Raw genomic sequence first — 16,321 nt, 5'->3', positions numbered from 1 at the left:
AAAGAGAGCAACATCATGGAAAACATCAACGAAATCGCCACCATCGGAACCGAAAACCCGAATATTGTGCTCCTCGATAACCCCGTCATGCGCGGTGAGCAAAAAATCGAACAGGTGACGCTGACCAAACCCAACGCCGGAACCCTGCGCGGTGTGAGTCTGGCCGCGCTGGCAAACTCTGACGTCGATGCGCTGATTAAGGTGCTGCCGCGCATGACTTACCCGGCACTGACCGAGCACGAGGTCATGCGTCTGGAAGCATCAGACCTGATTTTGTTCGCCGGTAAGGTGGTCGGTTTTTTGTCGCCATCTTCGGCTCGCTGAGCTTCTCCGATAACCTGTCGGTCGATGACCTGATGGCGGATATCGCGGTGATATTTCACTGGCCACCATCAGAGCTGAATTCCCTGAGTGTGACCGAGCTCATCACATGGCGCGACAAGGCGCTGCAGCGAAGCGGAAACCACCATGAGCAATAACGTCAGGATTGAGGTACTGCTGAACGCAGTAGACCGGGCAAGCCGACCGCTCAAAGCTATCCAGACTGCCAGCAAGACCCTTGCTGGCGACATCCGCACTTCTCAAAACAGCCTGCGCGATCTGAATGCGCAGGCGTCCCGAATTGACGGATTCAGGAAAGTGAGCGCACAGCTTGCCGTGACCGGTCAGTCGCTTAACAAAGCGAAACAGGAGGCCGCTGCGCTGGCCGTCCAGTTTAAAAACACGGAAAACCCCACTAATGCGCAGGCGCGCGCGATGGAGGCGGCAAAAAAATCCGCCGCTGACCTGCAGCTCAAATACAACAGCCTCAGGCAGTCGGTACAGCGCCAGCGCACCGAGCTCGCGCAGGCCGGGATAAATACCCGCACCCTGTCAGCGGATGAGCGCCGCCTGAAAACCAGCATCAGTGAGACCACTACGCAGCTAAACCGGCAACGTGAGGCGCTGGCGCGCGTCAGTCAGCAACAGAGCAGACTCAGCGCCGTAAAAAGTCGCTATGAGTCCGGGCAACAGCTTGCCGCCGGTGCGCGTAATGCCGGGATGGTGGGCGTCGGGGTGGCGACAGCCGGGCTCTATGGTGCGTCACGCTTTATTGCGCCGGGCATCGGTTTTGATAAGCAGATGTCAGGCACGCAGGCGATCCTCGGGCTTGATAAGGGCGATGATAAGCTCGCGGCCATTCGTCAACAGGCGCGTGATATCGGTGCGACAACCGCCTTTTCACCGGGTGATGTAGCGCGAACGCAGACCACGCTCGCACGTTCAGGCTATAAAGCAGATGACGTGCTGGCCGCGACCGGGTCAACCGTAAACCTGAGCCTTGCCGCAGACGTCGATATCGCCGAAGCCGCCGACATTATCACTAACATGCAGTCGGCATTTAACCTGCCGACCACTGAAATTGAACGCGTCGCGGACGTGATGACGAAAGGCTTTACGTCATCAAACACCGGCCTCGTCGAGCTGGGCGAGGCGATGAAGTATGTCGCGCCAATCGCTGAGGCTGCAGGTGCGAGCATTGAAGACACGACCGCGATGCTCGGTATTCTGGCAGATAACGGGATTAAAGGCTCGATGGCCGGGACGGGGGCAAGCGCCATTTTCAACCGTCTGCAGGCTCCTATGGGTAAAGCCGTAGAGGCAATTTCTGAGCTGGGCGTGAAAACCCGCGACAGCAAAGGGAACATGCTGCCGGTCGAGAAAATCCTCAAAGATATTCATAAGTCCTTTGTGAAAAACAAGCTCGGCACGGCGGAGCAGGGCGAATATCTGAAAGTGATTTTCGGTGAAGAAGCCATGAAGGGCGCGATTAAACTCGTCGCCGCTGCCGGTGATGGCTCGCTCGATAACAAGCGCCAGCAAATCCGCGACTCAAAAGGCACGACCGAGCGCATTGCGAAAATACAAACGGATAACCTCGACGGCGATCTGAAAAACCTGCAGTCAGCATGGGAAGACCTGCAGATTGAGGTTTTCGAAAAAGAAGATTCAGCACTACGCCACCTGACGGTTTCCGCGACAGACTGGCTTGGCAAGGTGGCCGCATGGGCGAAAGCAAACCCCGAACTGACGCATACCCTGTTTAACCTTGTTGCCGGTGGGCTGGCGCTGGTCGGCGTGCTGGGCGGGATTGGGCTGATTGCATGGCCGGTCATTGCCGGGATAAACGGGATTATTGCTGCTGCCGGTCTGCTGAGTGTCGTTTTCACCACTGCAGGAAGTGCCATTGTCGCTGCAGTTAGCGCAATCAGTCTGCCGGTGGTGGCGGTGGTCGCTGCCGTGGTGGCCGGTGCGCTCCTGATTCGTAAATACTGGGAGCCAATAAGCGCATTCTTTTCCGGCGTGGTGGAGGGGCTTAAAGCGGCCTTTGCGCCGGTGGCGGAAATTTTCGCACCGCTCGCGCCGGTGTTTGATTCTTTCATGGAGAAATTGCGTGGAGTCTGGCAGTGGTTTAAAGACCTGATCGCACCGGTTAAGTCGACGCAGGAGACGCTCGACAGCTGCAAAAATGCGGGTGTGATGTTCGGTAAGGCGCTGGCCGACGCGCTGATGTTACCGCTCAAAAGCTTTAATACATTGCGTACCGGCGTTAACTGGTTACTGGAAAAGCTCGGGGTTATCAATAAAGAATCGACCGACCTCGACCAGAAGGCCGCAAAAGCCAATGCCGCCACCGGCTCGCAAAATGGGTCTTATATTCCGGCAACTTCAACATATGGAGGCTATCAGTATCAGCCAGTAACAGCTCCCACCGGAAAGACTTACGTCGACCAGAGCAAGCCTGAATACAACATTAACCTGAATGGTGGCATCGCGCCGGGCAGCGACCTTGACCGCCAGCTCCGCGAGGCTGTCGATAAACTCGACCGGGAAAACCGTGCGCGTCAGCGCTCGAGTATGCGTCATGACTGAGGGGGGATAAAGCATGTTAATGGTTTTAGGTTTATTTGTGTTTGAGCGCCGCACGCTGCCGCATCAGTCAATGCAGTACTCGAAGGATTACCGCTGGGCGTCAAATGACCGTATAGGCAAGCCACCGGCTTATCAGTATCTCGGGGAAGGGGAAACCTCGCGTACGCTGTCGGGTGTGCTCTACCCCGAAATCACCGGTGGCCGTCTCTCGCTGACCGCCATCGAGCTGATGGCCGACGAGGGCAGAGCGTGGCCGTTGATTGACGGAACGGGCATGATCCACGGCATGTACGTCATCGACAAGGTGACGCACACGCACACCGAACTTTTCAGCGACGGTGCAGCCAGAAAAATCGAGTTTAGCCTGTCGCTAAAGCGGGTCGATAAATCGCTCGCGGCCATTTATGGCGACCTGCGGACGCAGGCCGACAATCTGGTCACGTCTGCCGGTAACTGGCTGGGAGGGCTGGCAGGATGATTACAGGAATGGATATTCATGCCGGGGCGAAGATAGCCCCTGCGTTTATGCTCACGCTTGATGGTGCGGACATCACGCAGAATTTCAGCGACCGGCTTATCGGTCTGACCATGACGGACAATCGCGGATTCGAGGCCGACCAGCTCGATATCGAGCTGGATGACACCGATGGGCTTGTCGAGCTGCCTCCTCGCGGGGCAATGCTCACGCTGTGGTTAGGCTGGCAGGGTGCAGCGCTGATTAAAAAAGGCACGTTCACGGTCGACGAAATCGAGCACAGGGGCGCACCTGATACGCTGACCATCCGGGGGCGCAGCGCCGATTTTCGTGGGACATTGAACTCACGCCGCGAGCAGTCATGGCATAACACCACTATCGGGCAAATCTTGGAGACGATTGCGGCACGAAACAAACTGACGGCCAGTGTGGCCGACACGCTGAAAGCGATCCCCGTTCCTCACATTGACCAGGCGCAGGAATCCGACGCGGTGTTTCTGTCCCGCCTGGCTGACCGGAACGGTGCGGCGGTTTCGGTAAAAGCGGGAAAACTGTTATTCCTGAAAGCCGGGAGCGGTAAGACGGCCAGCGGGAAGCCCATTCCTCAGATGACCCTTGAGCGTGGCGACGGAGACCGTCATCAGTTTGCCATTGCTGACCGCGAAGCCTACACCGGCGTTACGGCGAAATGGCTGCACACTAAAGACCCGAAGCCGCAAAAGCAGAAGGTGAAGCTCAAAAGGAAACCGAAAGTGCAGCACCTGCGCGCACTGCAGCACCCGAAAGCGACCAAAGCCCCGGCAAAGGCCAAAGCCCAAAAAGAGCAGGAGTCGCGCGAGGGTGAGTATATGGCCGGTGAGTCTGACAACGTGCTGGAGCTGACGACCATCTACGCGACTAAGGCGCAGGCCATGCGCGCCGCTCAGGCGAAGTGGGACAAACTGCAGCGCGGCGTTGCGGAGTTTTCAATTTCGCTGGCTATTGGCCGGGCAGATTTATTTCCTGAAACACCAATCGTGGTCAAAGGCTTTAAGCGCGTTATAGACGAGCAGGCGTGGATAATCAGCCGGGTGGTGCATAACCTCAACGGGAGCGGCTACACGACGGGCTTAGAGCTTGAGGTTAAGGTTTCGGATGTAGAGTACGAAAGCGAAGATGTAATACAATGAAGTTTATTTATCTATTTGATATATAAAGGTTTGATAGTTAAAATTAGCGCATCAAAAACGTTCTGAGGTGCTCGCCATGTTCCACTGCCCAAAATGCCATTACGCCGCCCACGCTCGCACAAGTCGCTATTTTTCTGACACGACCAAAGAGCGCTATCATCAGTGCACAAACATCAACTGCAGTTGCACGTTTGTCACCACTGAGACGGTCGAGCGCTTTATCGTGTCACCGGGTGAGGTAGTTCCAGCACCGCCACATCCGACAACGTCAGGCCAGCAACAGATCCACTGGATGTGACAATGATACACTCCCCGCAAATGCGGGGTTTTGAAATCACAAAGAGTCCAATTTTCTATAATGCTTTACGATTATCTGTTAAAAGCGTTTTTAGCTGATAATTTTTGATTGTAAGAAATTAACTTCCTCCTCACCCAGCTCTAAACAATGATGCAATAAAATACACGTATACTCTTATAATCTGGGTGTGTAACTGAGATTGAATTAATGATAATGTTACGAGTATAAGTTAAATCTCGATAGTATGATTAGTGCTGATTATTTATAAAAAAGGAGATAGGGGTGGAGACAATGGAAATTGAATTCATAGGTCAGGTTGATAACTATTTAGCATGGAAGGATTATCAACGAGGTGGTCGGTGCATAAGATTCATAGCAGTTAAAAAGGAGTCTTTAGAGTTTTTTGCAAATGATGATGGGGTTTGCACATATACAGTAGATATTAGTTACTGGGAACTATCATTTGAAATAAAAAAACATGTGAAATATGCATTGAATGATGGTGGCGAAAATAATTCATGGTTTTATATAAAAGGAGAAGTTGGGAAAAGAAAAAACTCCGGTTATTTTTATAAAACATTCGGTCGTGATGAACCAGAGTATTTTAGTTTGCAAGAATGCAAAATGATTACTAGTCCACCAATCATTAATAAAAATATTGAGAATGAACGGAATACAGAATTCGCAGTGGAAGTTGACATTTCAAGTTCGTTAGACTTTGAAAATTATAAAACTGGCAACTCTCGATGGGATTTCTATTCATTCCATGTTGGGCAGGGGATGTGCTCTCTTATAACTAATGGCAAAGATGGTATTTTACTGGATGTTGGGGCTGGTAAGCCTATACTGAGAGGGGATTATCTAAAAAATGATTATGGATATATAAAAAACGACTTATGGGATATGTTGGCTGAGTTGAATAATGTTCGTGTCATAATATCACATCCTGACAGTGATCATTGGCGAATGCTGGCATGGGATGTTAGAATATCTAACAAGATAAGTTCAATATTTATTCCGCATAATACAAAAAAAATCATATGGAAGGATATCACGATAAATAATAAAGTCACAAATGTTTCTGGTTATATTTATTTCTATGGGGGTGATTTTGAACTGTTTATTTTACGTAGTTTTCCCTCCAAAAAAACAGACAATACGGATTGTTTGGTTAGTTTATTTAAAAACCATGATGGTGAGAAAATATTACAGTCTGGTGATTACGTATATTCTGACATGAAGAATGATCTTTGTCCCTTTATAAGGCATCTTTCGATTCTATCTTATGATGCGGTTGTGGTTCCTCATCATGGAGATGTGGCAAGTGCAAATGCTATTTTTAAACCACTTGGACATTCTGCAAAAGCATTCTTTTCAGCAGGGAACCATACAGGATATGGTCATCCAACGAAAACCTCTTTGGATAACCATAAGGCGATTGGCTATAATGAGATCTGTGATAACACCCTTGCCTTAATAAAATCTGTCAAGCTAAGTAATTGAGTTACCGCTGATGGAAGCTAACGATTTTAGCTGGAACTGTTAATATATTAACAACATTACTCATTTAGCTTGCCCAATGTTGAACAGGCTGAACAGGTTAAACTGGGAAGTACAACTCAATCATATAATCACTGGGAATGTAGATTAGCTAAGATTATGCCACTAACTTACAATTATCAAAGCCCCGCATTTGCGGGGCTTCTCATATCGATGTGGTCAACATGTGGACATGACCAGAAATAAATCCTTTTATTTCATTATCTTGAGCCGTTTTTAAAAGCTCCTGCGGGAGCCTTTTTCATTCTGTTTGACAATCCCTCACCATTAAGTTGTATAGTACAACTAAATGGTGAGGACATAACATGCACAGCGAAACCCCGGTAGTCAGTGTTATTCGACGTTCCTCGCGCCTGATGGTGCGAGAGTTAGGTTTTATGGGTTCTACCCTGGCCTCAACGAATTATTCGCCTTCGGCCGTCCATACTCTGGTCGAAATTGCCCTACGAAAAGAGATGACGGCGAGTCAGCTGGTACAGCTGCTGGGCCTGGAAAAGTCCAGCGTCAGTCGGATGCTGGCTCGCCTGATTGCCGCAGGCGAACTCGAGGAGGTCATTTCTACCGAGGATGCGAGAGCAAAGAGCCTCAGGCTGACCGCGAAAGGTCACGAGACGGTCAGCAAAATTAATACCTTCAGCAATGAGCGCGTGGTCACAGCAATAAAACGTCTTGCTCCTGCCCAGCAGCAGACCATTTCTGAGGGGCTCTCCCTTTATGCCAACGCGCTGCTGGCATGCCGCGAGGCGGGCAACGATATGCAGCCCGATGAGCTGAAGATAGTGCAGGGGTATATCCCGGGCATGATTGGCCGTATCGCGGAGATGCATGGCAGTTATTATTCGCGGGAGCATAATTTTGGTCGCTTCTTCGAGGCCAAAGTGGCTTCGGGGCTGGCTGAGTTTAGTGAAAGACTGGAGAAGCCCTGTAACCAGATTTGGCTGGCAGTGCTCAACGACAAAATTGTCGGCTCGGTGGCGATCGATGGCGAGGATCTGGCGCCGGGTGAAGCCCATCTTCGCTGGTTTATTCTTGATGATGGCTGCCGGGGGCACGGCGTGGGGAAAAAACTGCTGAATGAAGCCATGCGGTTTTGCGACAGCGCCGGTTTTTCAGCTGTGCACCTCTGGACGTTCAATAAGCTGACCGCCGCCAGGCGTCTGTACGAGTCGTATGGGTTTACGCTGGTAAAAGAGTGGGAAGGCGAACAGTGGGGAAGCCTTATTACAGAGCAGCAGTTTACCCGGCACAGCGGCGCGTAATCGCCATCCTAAAAAAGGCTCCTTTCGGAGCCGCTTTGGTATCAGAACACTTTTTTATACGGTCTCACCGTCACTTTTGCATACACGCCCGCTGCAACGTACGGGTCTGCGTCAGCCCAGGCCTGAGCGGCTTCCTGGGATTCAAACTCAGCAATGACCGTGGAGCCGGAGAAACCGGCAGCACCCGGATCGTTGCTGTCTACTGCAGGCATGGGGCCAGCGGTCAGTAATCGGCCTTCATCCTGAAGCAACTGCAAACGTGCCAGATGCGCAGGGCGCACAGACTGGCGTTTTTCGAGCGAATCAGCAACATCTTCAGAGTAAATCACGTAAAACACGGCGAAGCTCCTTAACCGATAAAAGTGTCAGTTACGTTATGTGAAAGGGCAAACGACTGCAATGTAAAATAAAAACAATGTTAATACCCTGATCTGTATGCGCCTTTTTTGGCCTCTCGGGCGCTAAAATTGCGCCAGAGCAAAGTGTCTTATTGAATATGATTGCTATTTGCATTTAAAATCAGGGTTCGGTTTTTTAACGTTGATGACTATGACTTCGATGACCCTTGATTTACCTCGCCGCTTTCCCTGGCCGACGCTGCTTTCTGTCGTGATTCACGGTGCCGTTGTGGCGGGTCTGCTGTATACCTCGGTTCATCAGGTTATTGAAATGCCCGCGCCCGCGCAGCCGCTCTCGGTGACGATGGTCTCGCCAGCGGATCTTGAACCGCCGCAGGTTGCCCCTCCGCCGCCACAGCCGGTGGCTGAACCGGAGCCAGAACCCGAGCCCGTTCCGGAGCCACCGAAGGAAGCCCCGGTGGTGATCCACAAACCTGAACCGAAGCCAAAACCTAAGCCGAAGCCAAAGCCGGTGAAGAAGGTCGAGGAGCGTCCGAAACGCGAGGAACGTCCGGTTGAACCGCGCGCGACCCAGCCGGTCGAAAATGCAGCGCCTTCACGTCCGGTGATGAACAATACGGCAACGACGTCAAAGCCAACCGTAACCGCGCCAGCGGGCCCGCGCGCCGTAAGCCGCAACCAGCCTCAGTATCCGGCGCGAGCTCAGGCCTTGCGTATTGAAGGGCGCGTACGGGTGAAATTTGACGTAACTGCGGATGGCCGCGTGGATAACGTGGAAATCTTGTCTGCGCAACCTTCTAATATGTTTGAGCGCGAAGTGAAATCTGCTATGCGCAGATGGCGCTATGAGCCAGGCAAGCCGGGTAGCGGATTGATCGTCAATATTGTTTTCCGCCTGAACGGCGGGGCGCAGATGGAATAAAAAAAGCCTCCGAAAGGAGGCTTTTTTTGCCTGTCGATCAGGCCTGCGGAAGTTGACGAGGTTTACCCTCGCTGTCCACGGCAACATAAATAAACAGCGCTTCAGTGGCCTTATAGCGTTGCCCAATCGGCTCAGAAGAGACTTTCTTCACCCAGACTTCGATGTTGATGGAAATGGAGGTATTACCGCGCTTCACGCAGCGCGCGTAGCAGCAAACCACATCACCCACCGCAACCGGGCGCAGGAAGGTCATGCCGTCCACCCTCACGGTGACCACGCGCCCGTGGGCGATCTCTTTTGCCAGAATTGCGCCGCCCATATCCATCTGCGACATCAGCCAGCCGCCAAAAATATCGCCATTGGCATTGGTGTCAGCGGGCATTGCCAGTGTGCGTAAAACCAGTTCGCCCTGAGGGGCGTTAGTTGTTGTCATTGTTTTAACTCGTAACGGAAGACTTCAGGCGGGATGCTACTATGATTCGCGTACGGAGAGAATAGACCAGAACGCACGTCGTTGACGTTCTGGTCAGTCAGTAATCAGTGGTTGTCGTCCTGCGGCATATGACGATAGATGTATACGCCGCTTAACAGCGTGAAGATAAGCGTCAGCGCGGTCAGGCCAAAGACCTTAAAGTTGACCCAGATATCCTGCGGCAGCCAGAAGGCGATATAGATATTAGCGAGACCGCAGAGAATAAAGAAGATTGCCCAGGCAGTATTCAGACGCGACCAGACCACCTGCGGCAGCGTTAGTTCTTTACCTAACATGCTCTGGATAAGGGGCTTTTTCATGAACCATTGACTGAACAGTAATGCTGCTGCAAACAACGCATAAATAACAGTCACCTTCCACTTAATAAATTCAACATCATGCAAGGCAATGGTCAATCCACCGAACACCGCCACTAAGATGAACGTAATAAGCGCCATTTTTTCGACTTTGCGATAGCGAATCCAGCTGTAGATCAGCACAACGGCGGTCACAACGATTAACGCTTTTGTTGCAGCAAAAATGTCGTACAACTTATAGACAGCGAAAAACACCGCGAGCGGTAAAAAATCAAGAAACTGCTTCATTCTGTGATTCCATCTTCTGAGCGGGGCGGGAGACAGAGATGCCCCCCGCCTCGGGATTACTGACGAATTAACATATACAGGCGGAACAGATAGACGAGCAGTACCGCTGAAATGAGATTGCTCAGCGTATTCGCCACCACGGCGCCGACGTTAGGCGTTAATACCGCAAAATTCGGTGCAAACAATAACAGCAGCGTTTTGGCCAGCAGCCAGCCGATCACGGCGGGCGCCACCAGACGCATATTAGCCCATGCCAGTCTGATGCTGCTGCGCATCGCGGTAAAAATTCCCATCTTATCCTGCACAATCATCACCGGCGCAAATGCGAGCACGATAGCCAGTAAAACGCCCGGCACCACGACCAGCATAATCCCCATTTGCACCAGCATCGTGGTTAAAAAGATCAGGATAAACAGCTTAGGTAAGACCGGTGCACTCGCACCAATCGCCCGTAAGGCGCTGACGCGGTGACCCGCCGATACCAGCTGAATCATCAGCAAAACGCCGCCCGCCAGAATTGCATTACCAATCAGGCCTGAGAACGTGGACGCGGCAGAGGCGCGCAGCAGGATTTGCTGCTGCTCCGGCGTCATATTTTGCACCAGCTCAAACAACCCCACGCTACCCGCAAGATGGTCGCCCTGGCTCAGGCTGGCAATCTGTTCTTCACTCGGTGAGAAGGCATGGCCCAGCACCACCGTGATAAAGGCACAAAGCAACGCGATCAGTAAAAAGGTAATGAACTGATTGCGGAAAAAGTTTCCCGTGTCACGGTAGACAGACTTCGCCGTGATAGACATGCACTCTCCTTGAGTATTGCAGGTATTAATTAGCCGGCAATTGTACACCGGATGCACCTGCTGTGGCAGCATCAAGGCTTGTATGGAAAAGCATATCTTTGTAAAGCGGCGGTAATCCAACCCGCGCGCGGGCGCGGTTACAGGCTTCGTTGACCTGGCCATCCTCCCCCGACATGGCAAATTCCCGGCACGGGCTGGGGCGATCCTCATAGATGGAACATCGGGTCGAGACCCCAGGCTCACCCTGGAGCGCCACACAGCGGGCCTGCTTTTGGTTCGTGCCGCTCATGCAGCGCAAAAAGGGGGTTAACGGCTCGGTAAGATGAACCGGAACGGTACCACCGCCATCGCTGGCTTCGGCCCAGTAGAAAGAGACTCGAAAATACGCACAACAGGCTCCGCACGTCATGCACGGGTTGATATCACTCATGGCACACCTGCAAAAGAAGAACGCATCAAATCAATTTGTGAGAGCGATAAATTATCCAGCCGCCAGAGGAAGAGCAAGAGGGGGAAAAGGGAAAATTTTGTAACCGTGAAATGCCAAAAATTGACATGGAAACAACTTATTGGTTTTAAGTGCGTAACAAAAAATTAATCCAGATCAATGAATGTTAAGTTACTGGTTTTAATGTGATCTGTGGCAGATCACTTATTACTCTTTTGTGAGTATATTCTCATCCGCGATTAAAACCACAACGATGGAGCGGATATGAAAAAATTAGCGGTGGCAGCCCTTGTATTAAGCAGTCTCTCTGGCGGCGCGTATGCGCATGAAGCAGGCGAATTCTTTATTCGTGCCGGTTCGGCTACGGCTCGCCCAACTGAAGGTTCGGATAACGTGCTGGGAATGGGCGGTTTTAACGTCAGTAATAACACCCAGTTAGGTTTAACTTTCACCTATATGGTGACGGATAACGTGGGCGTTGAGCTTCTGGCTGCAACGCCGTTCCGTCATCGCGTGGGCCTCGGGCCAACCGGTGATATCGCCACGGTTCACCATTTACCGCCAACGCTGATGGCGCAGTGGTACTTCGGCGACTCAAGCAGCAAGGTGCGTCCATATATTGGCGCCGGTGTGAACTACACCACCTTCTTTGATGAGAAATTCAACGATACCGGTAAAGAGGCGGGTCTGACGGATCTCAGCCTGAAAGATTCGTGGGGCATGGCGGGGCAGGTTGGCCTGGATTATCTGATTAACCGCGACTGGCTGATCAACGCCTCGGTCTGGTATATGGATATTGATACGGACGTACGCTTCAAGGCGGGCGGCCAGCAGCAAAGTATCAGCACTCGTCTGGATCCGTGGGTGTTTATGTTCTCTGCGGGTTATCGTTTCTGATCCCCGTCAAACTGGCCACAGGGTGGCCAGTTTGCTTTGCTCACGTCAAAACGACGGATAAACCGGCCGCTCATCAAGCTTTACGCAGTGCCTCAGGATCGTTTCCCCATCATATAAATAGCTGAAAGCGTCGCTGGATACGGAATGGAAGAGAATATCGCCGTTGGCAAACGGGATCATTTCGGTATCACCCGCACGTTTATGCCCCGCACCGGTTTCAAAATGGCCGCGCCACCGTTCCTGAGTGTGGTCATAAACGTGCAGAATAACCTCGACAAGTCCTCTTTGCGGACAATTAAGACGCAGGAAAGTAGAAGAGAAATTCAGGGACAGCGCGTGGAAGGGAATCAATAAGGCGAAGACCAGTAAAGCTCGTAAATACATCAAACCGCGAAAACCTCTTTCAAAAGGGAAATGAGATTTTACTTAAGTCATAAATAACGTTTTTGCCGTGGATCAAGATATCTTATAATTCAATGCGATAAAGGCCCCTGACGAGGCCCTTAGCGATCATTTTTGAATCAGATAGCGAATGGTTGGGCCATCCTGCTGGATATCCAGCACCGTATAACCGTGGTTTTTCGCATCCAGCGGTATGTTGTTGATGGACTGCGGGCAGTCGCTGACCACCTCCAGAATTTCACCTTTCTTAAGCTGCGGCAGCGCTTCAAGCGTAGCCACCGCCGGATATGGACAGGGCTCGCCAACCATATCCAGACGATAATCAGGCACGATCTCCTTCATGCTGCATTCTCCTGCGTTTCTGTTTTAACGCCCGCACGGCGGAAGAAACGTCTCTCCTGTGCGACGACCAGTAAAAAAGCGACCAACAACAGGGCGTAGGTGACGAGCAGGCCGCCGAGAGGCCCGAAGGTGTTCAGCAGATTAACCTTATCCCACCGGGTAGCCAGGACGGGTGACACGTCATCCCAGCAGTACGCCAGGATCGTCGAGCCAATCACATTGCCCAGACCCACCCACCAGTAGTGCACCTGGCCTTCCACGGCGCGATACATCCAGCCGGTTTCACACCCGCCAGCCAGCACGATCCCGAAGCCGAACAGCAGACCGCCAATGACCGCGTTAGGACCGGCCCACATGATTTTCGGTTCGACGCCCAGTTGGACATAGCTGAAGATGCCGATGGCGCTGACCGCCATCCCGGCGATAATCGCCTTCGCCATCATCGTGCGCCCGGTGATCCACATATCGCGAAACGCGGAGGTAAAGCAGATCTGCGCGCGTTCAATGAGCAGACCAAAACCCACACCGAACAGCATCGCCAGACCGAGCTTAGGCTGGTTCAGGGCGGTGCAGAGCGCCCATGCCACCATGGCGAAAAAGACCAGCATTCCGAGGCGGAAACGTCGGCGGGCCTGAGAGGGCTTCTGGGTTAACGGAGATGCTGCGCTGACTTTTGTCATTTTCACTGGAATACGAAACAGCGGCAGCAGGGTGAATTTTGCTCCAAAGTAAGAGCCGATGGCCGTGGCGACGGCAAAGAACCAGGCGTGAAGCGAAAACTGCGGGATCCCGGTAAAGAAGGCGGCAAGGTTACACCCCATCGCCAGACGCGCGCCGAATCCGGCAATTATCCCGCCGACAACCGCCTGCAAAATGCGGATCCGGCTTTTGGGCATACGCAACTTAACGTTATTTGCCCACAGCGCGGCCGCGAAACAGCCGCCGAACATGCCGATAATCATCATCCCGTCGATGCGGGTAAGCGGGGTGCCGTCCAGATGAATGAGTTTAAAGTAACCCCACTCTTCGGCATGCACGCCAGCGAGTTGCAGCAATTGACCACCCCAGCGGGTGAACTCGCCGGTCACGGCCCAGAAGGTGCCGGTAATGCCAAAATAATAAGTAGAGAGAATGCCTGCCGCGATAACGGCCGGAACGGGTGACCAGAACTTAACCAGGTAAGCCTGTTTGAAGGATTGCCATGACATGAATAAGCCTCTGAACTCAGAAGGATTAAAGATAAAAAAGAGTCCAGATCATACGCTCACACGACAGTTTGAAAAGCCATTCACACCGAAAATATCGATAGGATCAATTTTGACGTAATCCTTTGTTGAAGGCGGGGAAGAAAGGGTAACCGTCTGGCAAGGGTGCCAGACGGTGGAGGGGTCAGGCTTTACGCGTCGCCGCCTTCATGGCGGTCACAAACGCCTTCAGCTCGGCCAGCATCTGCTCGGGCTTGTCCACGTTCTTCTCAATGATCTTCACAATCGCAGAGCCGGAAATGGCACCTGCAGCCTTCGCGTCAATCGCCGCGGTGACCTGATCCGGAGAAGAGATCCCGAAGCCCTGTAGCGGCGGCGCCGCATGGTACTCGGCCAGCTTTTCCACCAGATGATGCAGCGGCAGGGCCGCTTTATTCTCGGCACCGGTCACGCCTGCGCGGGAGAGCAGGTAGGTGTAACCGCGCCCGTAAGAGGCTATCTGGCGCAGCAGTGTGTTATCGGCGTTCGGCGGGCAGATGAAAATCGGGGCGACGTTGTGACGCATCGCCGCCTGGCGGAACGGCGCGGACTCCTCGACCGGCACGTCGGCGACCAGAACAGAGTCGACGCCCACGCGGGCGCACTCGGCGTAAAATTCATCGATACCGCGGTTGAACACGAGGTTGGCGTACATCAGCAGGCCAATCGGGATAGTGGGATGCTTCTGACGGATCGCTGCCAGCATTTCGAAGCACTGGGTTGGCGTCACGCCCGAAGCAAACGCGCGCAGCGTCGCATTCTGGATAGTCGGGCCATCCGCCAGCGGGTCAGAGAACGGGATCCCCAGCTCCAGCGCATCGGCACCGGATTCAATCAGGGTGTCGATGATCTTCAGCGACTGTTCAGGGCCCGGATCGCCCAGGGTGACGAAGGGAACGAACGCGCCTTCCTGGCGGGATTTCAGTTCTGCAAATACGTTATCGTAGCGTTCCATCAGATTTCCCCTCGTGCTTTCAGAATATCGTGAACGGTGAAGATATCTTTGTCACCGCGTCCGGAAAGGTTGACCACCAGCAGCTGTTCTTTTTCCGGATTGTCTTTCATCATTTTCAGCGCATGGGCCAGAGCGTGTGAAGATTCCAGCGCCGGGATGATCCCTTCGCTGCGGCACAGCGTTTTGAACGCTTCCAGCGCTTCGTCATCGGTAATGGAGACATAATCCGCACGACCGGTGCTGTTCAGATAGGCGTGCTGCGGTCCGACGGACGGGAAGTCGAGGCCAGCGGAGATAGAGTAAGACTCTTCAATCTGGCCTTCATCGGTCTGCATCATCGGGGATTTCATGCCGAAGTAGATCCCCACGCGGCCATGCTTCAGCGGCGCGCCGTGTTCACCCGATTCAATGCCGTGACCCGCAGGCTCGACGCCAATCAGACCCACGCGGGTATCGTCGATAAAGTCTGCGAACATGCCGATGGCGTTTGACCCGCCGCCGACGCAGGCGATGACTGCATCCGGCAGGCGACCCTCTTTTTCGAGGATCTGCGCTTTGGTCTCTTCCCCGATCATGCGCTGGAACTCACGCACGATGGTCGGGAACGGGTGCGGGCCCGCCGCTGTACCGAGCATATAGTGCGCGGTTTCGTAGCTGCCAGACCAGTCGCGCAGCGCTTCGTTACAGGCATCCTTCAGCGTCGCGGAGCCGCTGTGCACCGGGATCACTTCTGCACCCATCAGACGCATACGGAAGACGTTCGGAGACTGACGCTCAACGTCTTTCGCCCCCATATAGATGCGGCATTTCAGGCCGAGCAGGGCGCTGGCGAGCGCCGAGGCCACGCCGTGCTGGCCTGCGCCGGTTTCGGCGATGATTTCGGTTTTGCCCATACGCTTCGCAAGCAGCGCCTGGCCCAGCACCTGGTTAGTCTTGTGCGCGCCGCCGTGCAGCAGGTCTTCACGCTTAAGATACAGCGTAGTTTTCGTGCCTTCCGTCAGATTGCGGCATTTGGTCAGGGCCGTTGGGCGGCCTGCATAGTTTTTCAGCAGGTCGGTAAATTCCGCCTGAAATGCCGGATCCTTCTGCGCGCTCACAAACGCTTCTTCCAGCTGGCGCAGCGCGGGCATCAGGATTTGCGGGACGTACATCCCGCCGAACTCACCAAAATACGGGTTAAGTAATGTCGTCATCTTCTCTT

Annotated in this window: 20 protein-coding genes; 10 read left to right on the top strand and 10 right to left on the bottom strand. The window is 53.0% G+C overall.

What is annotated here, in order from left to right; translation table 11 throughout:
- The first annotated feature begins 15 nt into the window (after positions 1-15).
- The 8 genes from ACOTXF_RS00345 (at position 16) to ACOTXF_RS00310 (ending at position 7,674) form a co-directional block, all read left to right on the top strand.
- Complete coding sequence (locus ACOTXF_RS00345) at positions 16-324, top strand: phage tail assembly protein (protein ID WP_252076615.1); 309 nt, start codon at positions 16-18, stop codon at positions 322-324.
- A gap of 32 nt (positions 325-356) precedes the next feature.
- The gene (locus ACOTXF_RS00340; RefSeq protein ID WP_032658721.1) at positions 357-479 is read left to right on the top strand and encodes a GpE family phage tail protein; all 123 of its coding nucleotides are present in this window, start codon (positions 357-359) and stop codon (positions 477-479) included.
- On the top strand, positions 469-2,913 hold the full coding sequence (locus ACOTXF_RS00335) for a phage tail tape measure protein (protein WP_421635230.1): 2,445 nt from the start codon (positions 469-471) through the stop codon (positions 2,911-2,913). Before ACOTXF_RS00340 ends, ACOTXF_RS00335 begins: the two co-directional genes overlap by 11 nt.
- Positions 2,914-2,926: 13 nt before the next feature.
- Entirely contained in the window at positions 2,927-3,391 is a 465-nt protein-coding gene (locus ACOTXF_RS00330) for a phage tail protein (protein ID WP_252076617.1), read from the top strand.
- A complete protein-coding gene (locus tag ACOTXF_RS00325; RefSeq protein ID WP_421635229.1) occupies positions 3,388-4,557 on the top strand; it encodes a phage late control D family protein in 1,170 nt (389 codons plus the stop codon). The genes ACOTXF_RS00330 and ACOTXF_RS00325 overlap by 4 nt, the downstream gene beginning before the upstream one ends.
- 76 nt (positions 4,558-4,633) lie before the next feature.
- Positions 4,634-4,855: a DNA-binding transcriptional regulator gene (locus ACOTXF_RS00320; protein WP_016831480.1), complete on the top strand. Its 222-nt coding sequence runs from the start codon at positions 4,634-4,636 to the stop codon at positions 4,853-4,855.
- A gap of 291 nt (positions 4,856-5,146) precedes the next feature.
- A complete protein-coding gene (locus tag ACOTXF_RS00315; RefSeq protein WP_421635228.1) occupies positions 5,147-6,358 on the top strand; it encodes a hypothetical protein in 1,212 nt (403 codons plus the stop codon).
- Between the two features lie 362 nt (positions 6,359-6,720).
- On the top strand, positions 6,721-7,674 hold the full coding sequence (locus ACOTXF_RS00310) for a bifunctional helix-turn-helix transcriptional regulator/GNAT family N-acetyltransferase (RefSeq protein WP_047747441.1): 954 nt from the start codon (positions 6,721-6,723) through the stop codon (positions 7,672-7,674).
- Positions 7,675-7,715: 41 nt separating this feature from the next.
- On the opposite strand, the gene ACOTXF_RS00305 is transcribed toward ACOTXF_RS00310, so the two are convergent.
- Positions 7,716-8,012, bottom strand: a complete 297-nt coding sequence (locus ACOTXF_RS00305) for a YciI family protein (RefSeq protein ID WP_008502794.1) — start codon at positions 8,010-8,012, stop codon at positions 7,716-7,718.
- Positions 8,013-8,232: 220 nt separating this feature from the next.
- On the opposite strand from ACOTXF_RS00305, the gene tonB reads away from it, so the two are divergent.
- Positions 8,233-8,955, top strand: a complete 723-nt coding sequence (gene tonB, locus ACOTXF_RS00300; protein ID WP_232926618.1) for a TonB system transport protein TonB — start codon at positions 8,233-8,235, stop codon at positions 8,953-8,955.
- A gap of 37 nt (positions 8,956-8,992) precedes the next feature.
- On the opposite strand, the gene yciA is transcribed toward tonB, so the two are convergent.
- From yciA to ACOTXF_RS00280, 4 genes are all read right to left on the bottom strand, one after another.
- A complete protein-coding gene (yciA, locus tag ACOTXF_RS00295; protein WP_008502796.1) occupies positions 8,993-9,388 on the bottom strand; it encodes an acyl-CoA thioester hydrolase YciA in 396 nt (131 codons plus the stop codon).
- Between the two features lie 104 nt (positions 9,389-9,492).
- Positions 9,493-10,032 (bottom strand): septation protein A, encoded by a 540-nt coding sequence (locus ACOTXF_RS00290; protein ID WP_028018783.1) that lies wholly within the window; start codon positions 10,030-10,032, stop codon positions 9,493-9,495.
- A 56-nt stretch (positions 10,033-10,088) separates the two neighbouring features.
- Positions 10,089-10,832, bottom strand: coding sequence for a YciC family protein (locus ACOTXF_RS00285; protein WP_023344342.1), 744 nt, complete (start codon positions 10,830-10,832; stop codon positions 10,089-10,091).
- 25 nt (positions 10,833-10,857) lie between these two features.
- Positions 10,858-11,262, bottom strand: coding sequence for a YkgJ family cysteine cluster protein (locus ACOTXF_RS00280; protein WP_021240310.1), 405 nt, complete (start codon positions 11,260-11,262; stop codon positions 10,858-10,860).
- A gap of 282 nt (positions 11,263-11,544) precedes the next feature.
- Between ACOTXF_RS00280 and ompW the strand changes: the two genes are divergently transcribed.
- Positions 11,545-12,177, top strand: a complete 633-nt coding sequence (ompW, locus tag ACOTXF_RS00275; protein WP_045417962.1) for an outer membrane protein OmpW — start codon at positions 11,545-11,547, stop codon at positions 12,175-12,177.
- Between the two features lie 45 nt (positions 12,178-12,222).
- Here ompW and ACOTXF_RS00270 read toward each other — a convergent pair whose 3' ends face one another.
- From ACOTXF_RS00270 to trpB, 5 genes are all read right to left on the bottom strand, one after another.
- Entirely contained in the window at positions 12,223-12,561 is a 339-nt protein-coding gene (locus ACOTXF_RS00270) for a hypothetical protein (RefSeq protein WP_071530987.1), read from the bottom strand.
- Between the two features lie 126 nt (positions 12,562-12,687).
- Complete coding sequence (gene yedF, locus ACOTXF_RS00265; RefSeq protein ID WP_003856774.1) at positions 12,688-12,921, bottom strand: sulfurtransferase-like selenium metabolism protein YedF; 234 nt, start codon at positions 12,919-12,921, stop codon at positions 12,688-12,690.
- Positions 12,918-14,129, bottom strand: a complete 1,212-nt coding sequence (gene yedE / locus ACOTXF_RS00260; RefSeq protein ID WP_025913084.1) for a selenium metabolism membrane protein YedE/FdhT — start codon at positions 14,127-14,129, stop codon at positions 12,918-12,920. The genes yedF and yedE overlap by 4 nt, the downstream gene beginning before the upstream one ends.
- 181 nt (positions 14,130-14,310) lie before the next feature.
- Complete coding sequence (gene trpA / locus ACOTXF_RS00255) at positions 14,311-15,120, bottom strand: tryptophan synthase subunit alpha (RefSeq protein WP_047747443.1); 810 nt, start codon at positions 15,118-15,120, stop codon at positions 14,311-14,313.
- Positions 15,120-16,313, bottom strand: a complete 1,194-nt coding sequence (gene trpB / locus ACOTXF_RS00250; protein ID WP_008502804.1) for a tryptophan synthase subunit beta — start codon at positions 16,311-16,313, stop codon at positions 15,120-15,122. Before trpB ends, trpA begins: the two co-directional genes overlap by 1 nt.
- Positions 16,314-16,321 lie beyond the last annotated feature (8 nt).

The organism is Enterobacter cloacae complex sp. IR53041, from assembly GCF_049238285.1.
Lineage (GTDB): Bacteria > Pseudomonadota > Gammaproteobacteria > Enterobacterales > Enterobacteriaceae > Enterobacter > Enterobacter roggenkampii.
The sequence above is the reverse complement of the archived record's forward strand: the minus strand, read 5'-3'. Positions and strand labels throughout refer to the sequence as shown.

Coding starts and splice junctions, on each gene's coding strand:
- ACOTXF_RS00285 (WP_023344342.1), bottom strand. CDS start 10,832: ATGTCTATCACGGCGAAGTCTGTCTACCGTGACACGGGAAACTTTTTC.
- yciA (WP_008502796.1), bottom strand. CDS start 9,388: ATGACAACAACTAACGCCCCTCAGGGCGAACTGGTTTTACGCACACTG.
- ACOTXF_RS00330 (WP_252076617.1), top strand. CDS start 2,927: ATGTTAATGGTTTTAGGTTTATTTGTGTTTGAGCGCCGCACGCTGCCG.
- ACOTXF_RS00315 (WP_421635228.1), top strand. CDS start 5,147: ATGGAAATTGAATTCATAGGTCAGGTTGATAACTATTTAGCATGGAAG.
- ACOTXF_RS00320 (WP_016831480.1), top strand. CDS start 4,634: ATGTTCCACTGCCCAAAATGCCATTACGCCGCCCACGCTCGCACAAGT.
- ompW (WP_045417962.1), top strand. CDS start 11,545: ATGAAAAAATTAGCGGTGGCAGCCCTTGTATTAAGCAGTCTCTCTGGC.
- ACOTXF_RS00280 (WP_021240310.1), bottom strand. CDS start 11,262: ATGAGTGATATCAACCCGTGCATGACGTGCGGAGCCTGTTGTGCGTAT.
- ACOTXF_RS00310 (WP_047747441.1), top strand. CDS start 6,721: ATGCACAGCGAAACCCCGGTAGTCAGTGTTATTCGACGTTCCTCGCGC.
- yedE (WP_025913084.1), bottom strand. CDS start 14,129: ATGTCATGGCAATCCTTCAAACAGGCTTACCTGGTTAAGTTCTGGTCA.
- ACOTXF_RS00325 (WP_421635229.1), top strand. CDS start 3,388: ATGATTACAGGAATGGATATTCATGCCGGGGCGAAGATAGCCCCTGCG.
- ACOTXF_RS00345 (WP_252076615.1), top strand. CDS start 16: ATGGAAAACATCAACGAAATCGCCACCATCGGAACCGAAAACCCGAAT.
- ACOTXF_RS00340 (WP_032658721.1), top strand. CDS start 357: ATGGCGGATATCGCGGTGATATTTCACTGGCCACCATCAGAGCTGAAT.
- trpB (WP_008502804.1), bottom strand. CDS start 16,313: ATGACGACATTACTTAACCCGTATTTTGGTGAGTTCGGCGGGATGTAC.
- ACOTXF_RS00290 (WP_028018783.1), bottom strand. CDS start 10,032: ATGAAGCAGTTTCTTGATTTTTTACCGCTCGCGGTGTTTTTCGCTGTC.
- yedF (WP_003856774.1), bottom strand. CDS start 12,921: ATGAAGGAGATCGTGCCTGATTATCGTCTGGATATGGTTGGCGAGCCC.
- ACOTXF_RS00335 (WP_421635230.1), top strand. CDS start 469: ATGAGCAATAACGTCAGGATTGAGGTACTGCTGAACGCAGTAGACCGG.
- tonB (WP_232926618.1), top strand. CDS start 8,233: ATGACCCTTGATTTACCTCGCCGCTTTCCCTGGCCGACGCTGCTTTCT.
- ACOTXF_RS00270 (WP_071530987.1), bottom strand. CDS start 12,561: ATGTATTTACGAGCTTTACTGGTCTTCGCCTTATTGATTCCCTTCCAC.
- trpA (WP_047747443.1), bottom strand. CDS start 15,120: ATGGAACGCTACGATAACGTATTTGCAGAACTGAAATCCCGCCAGGAA.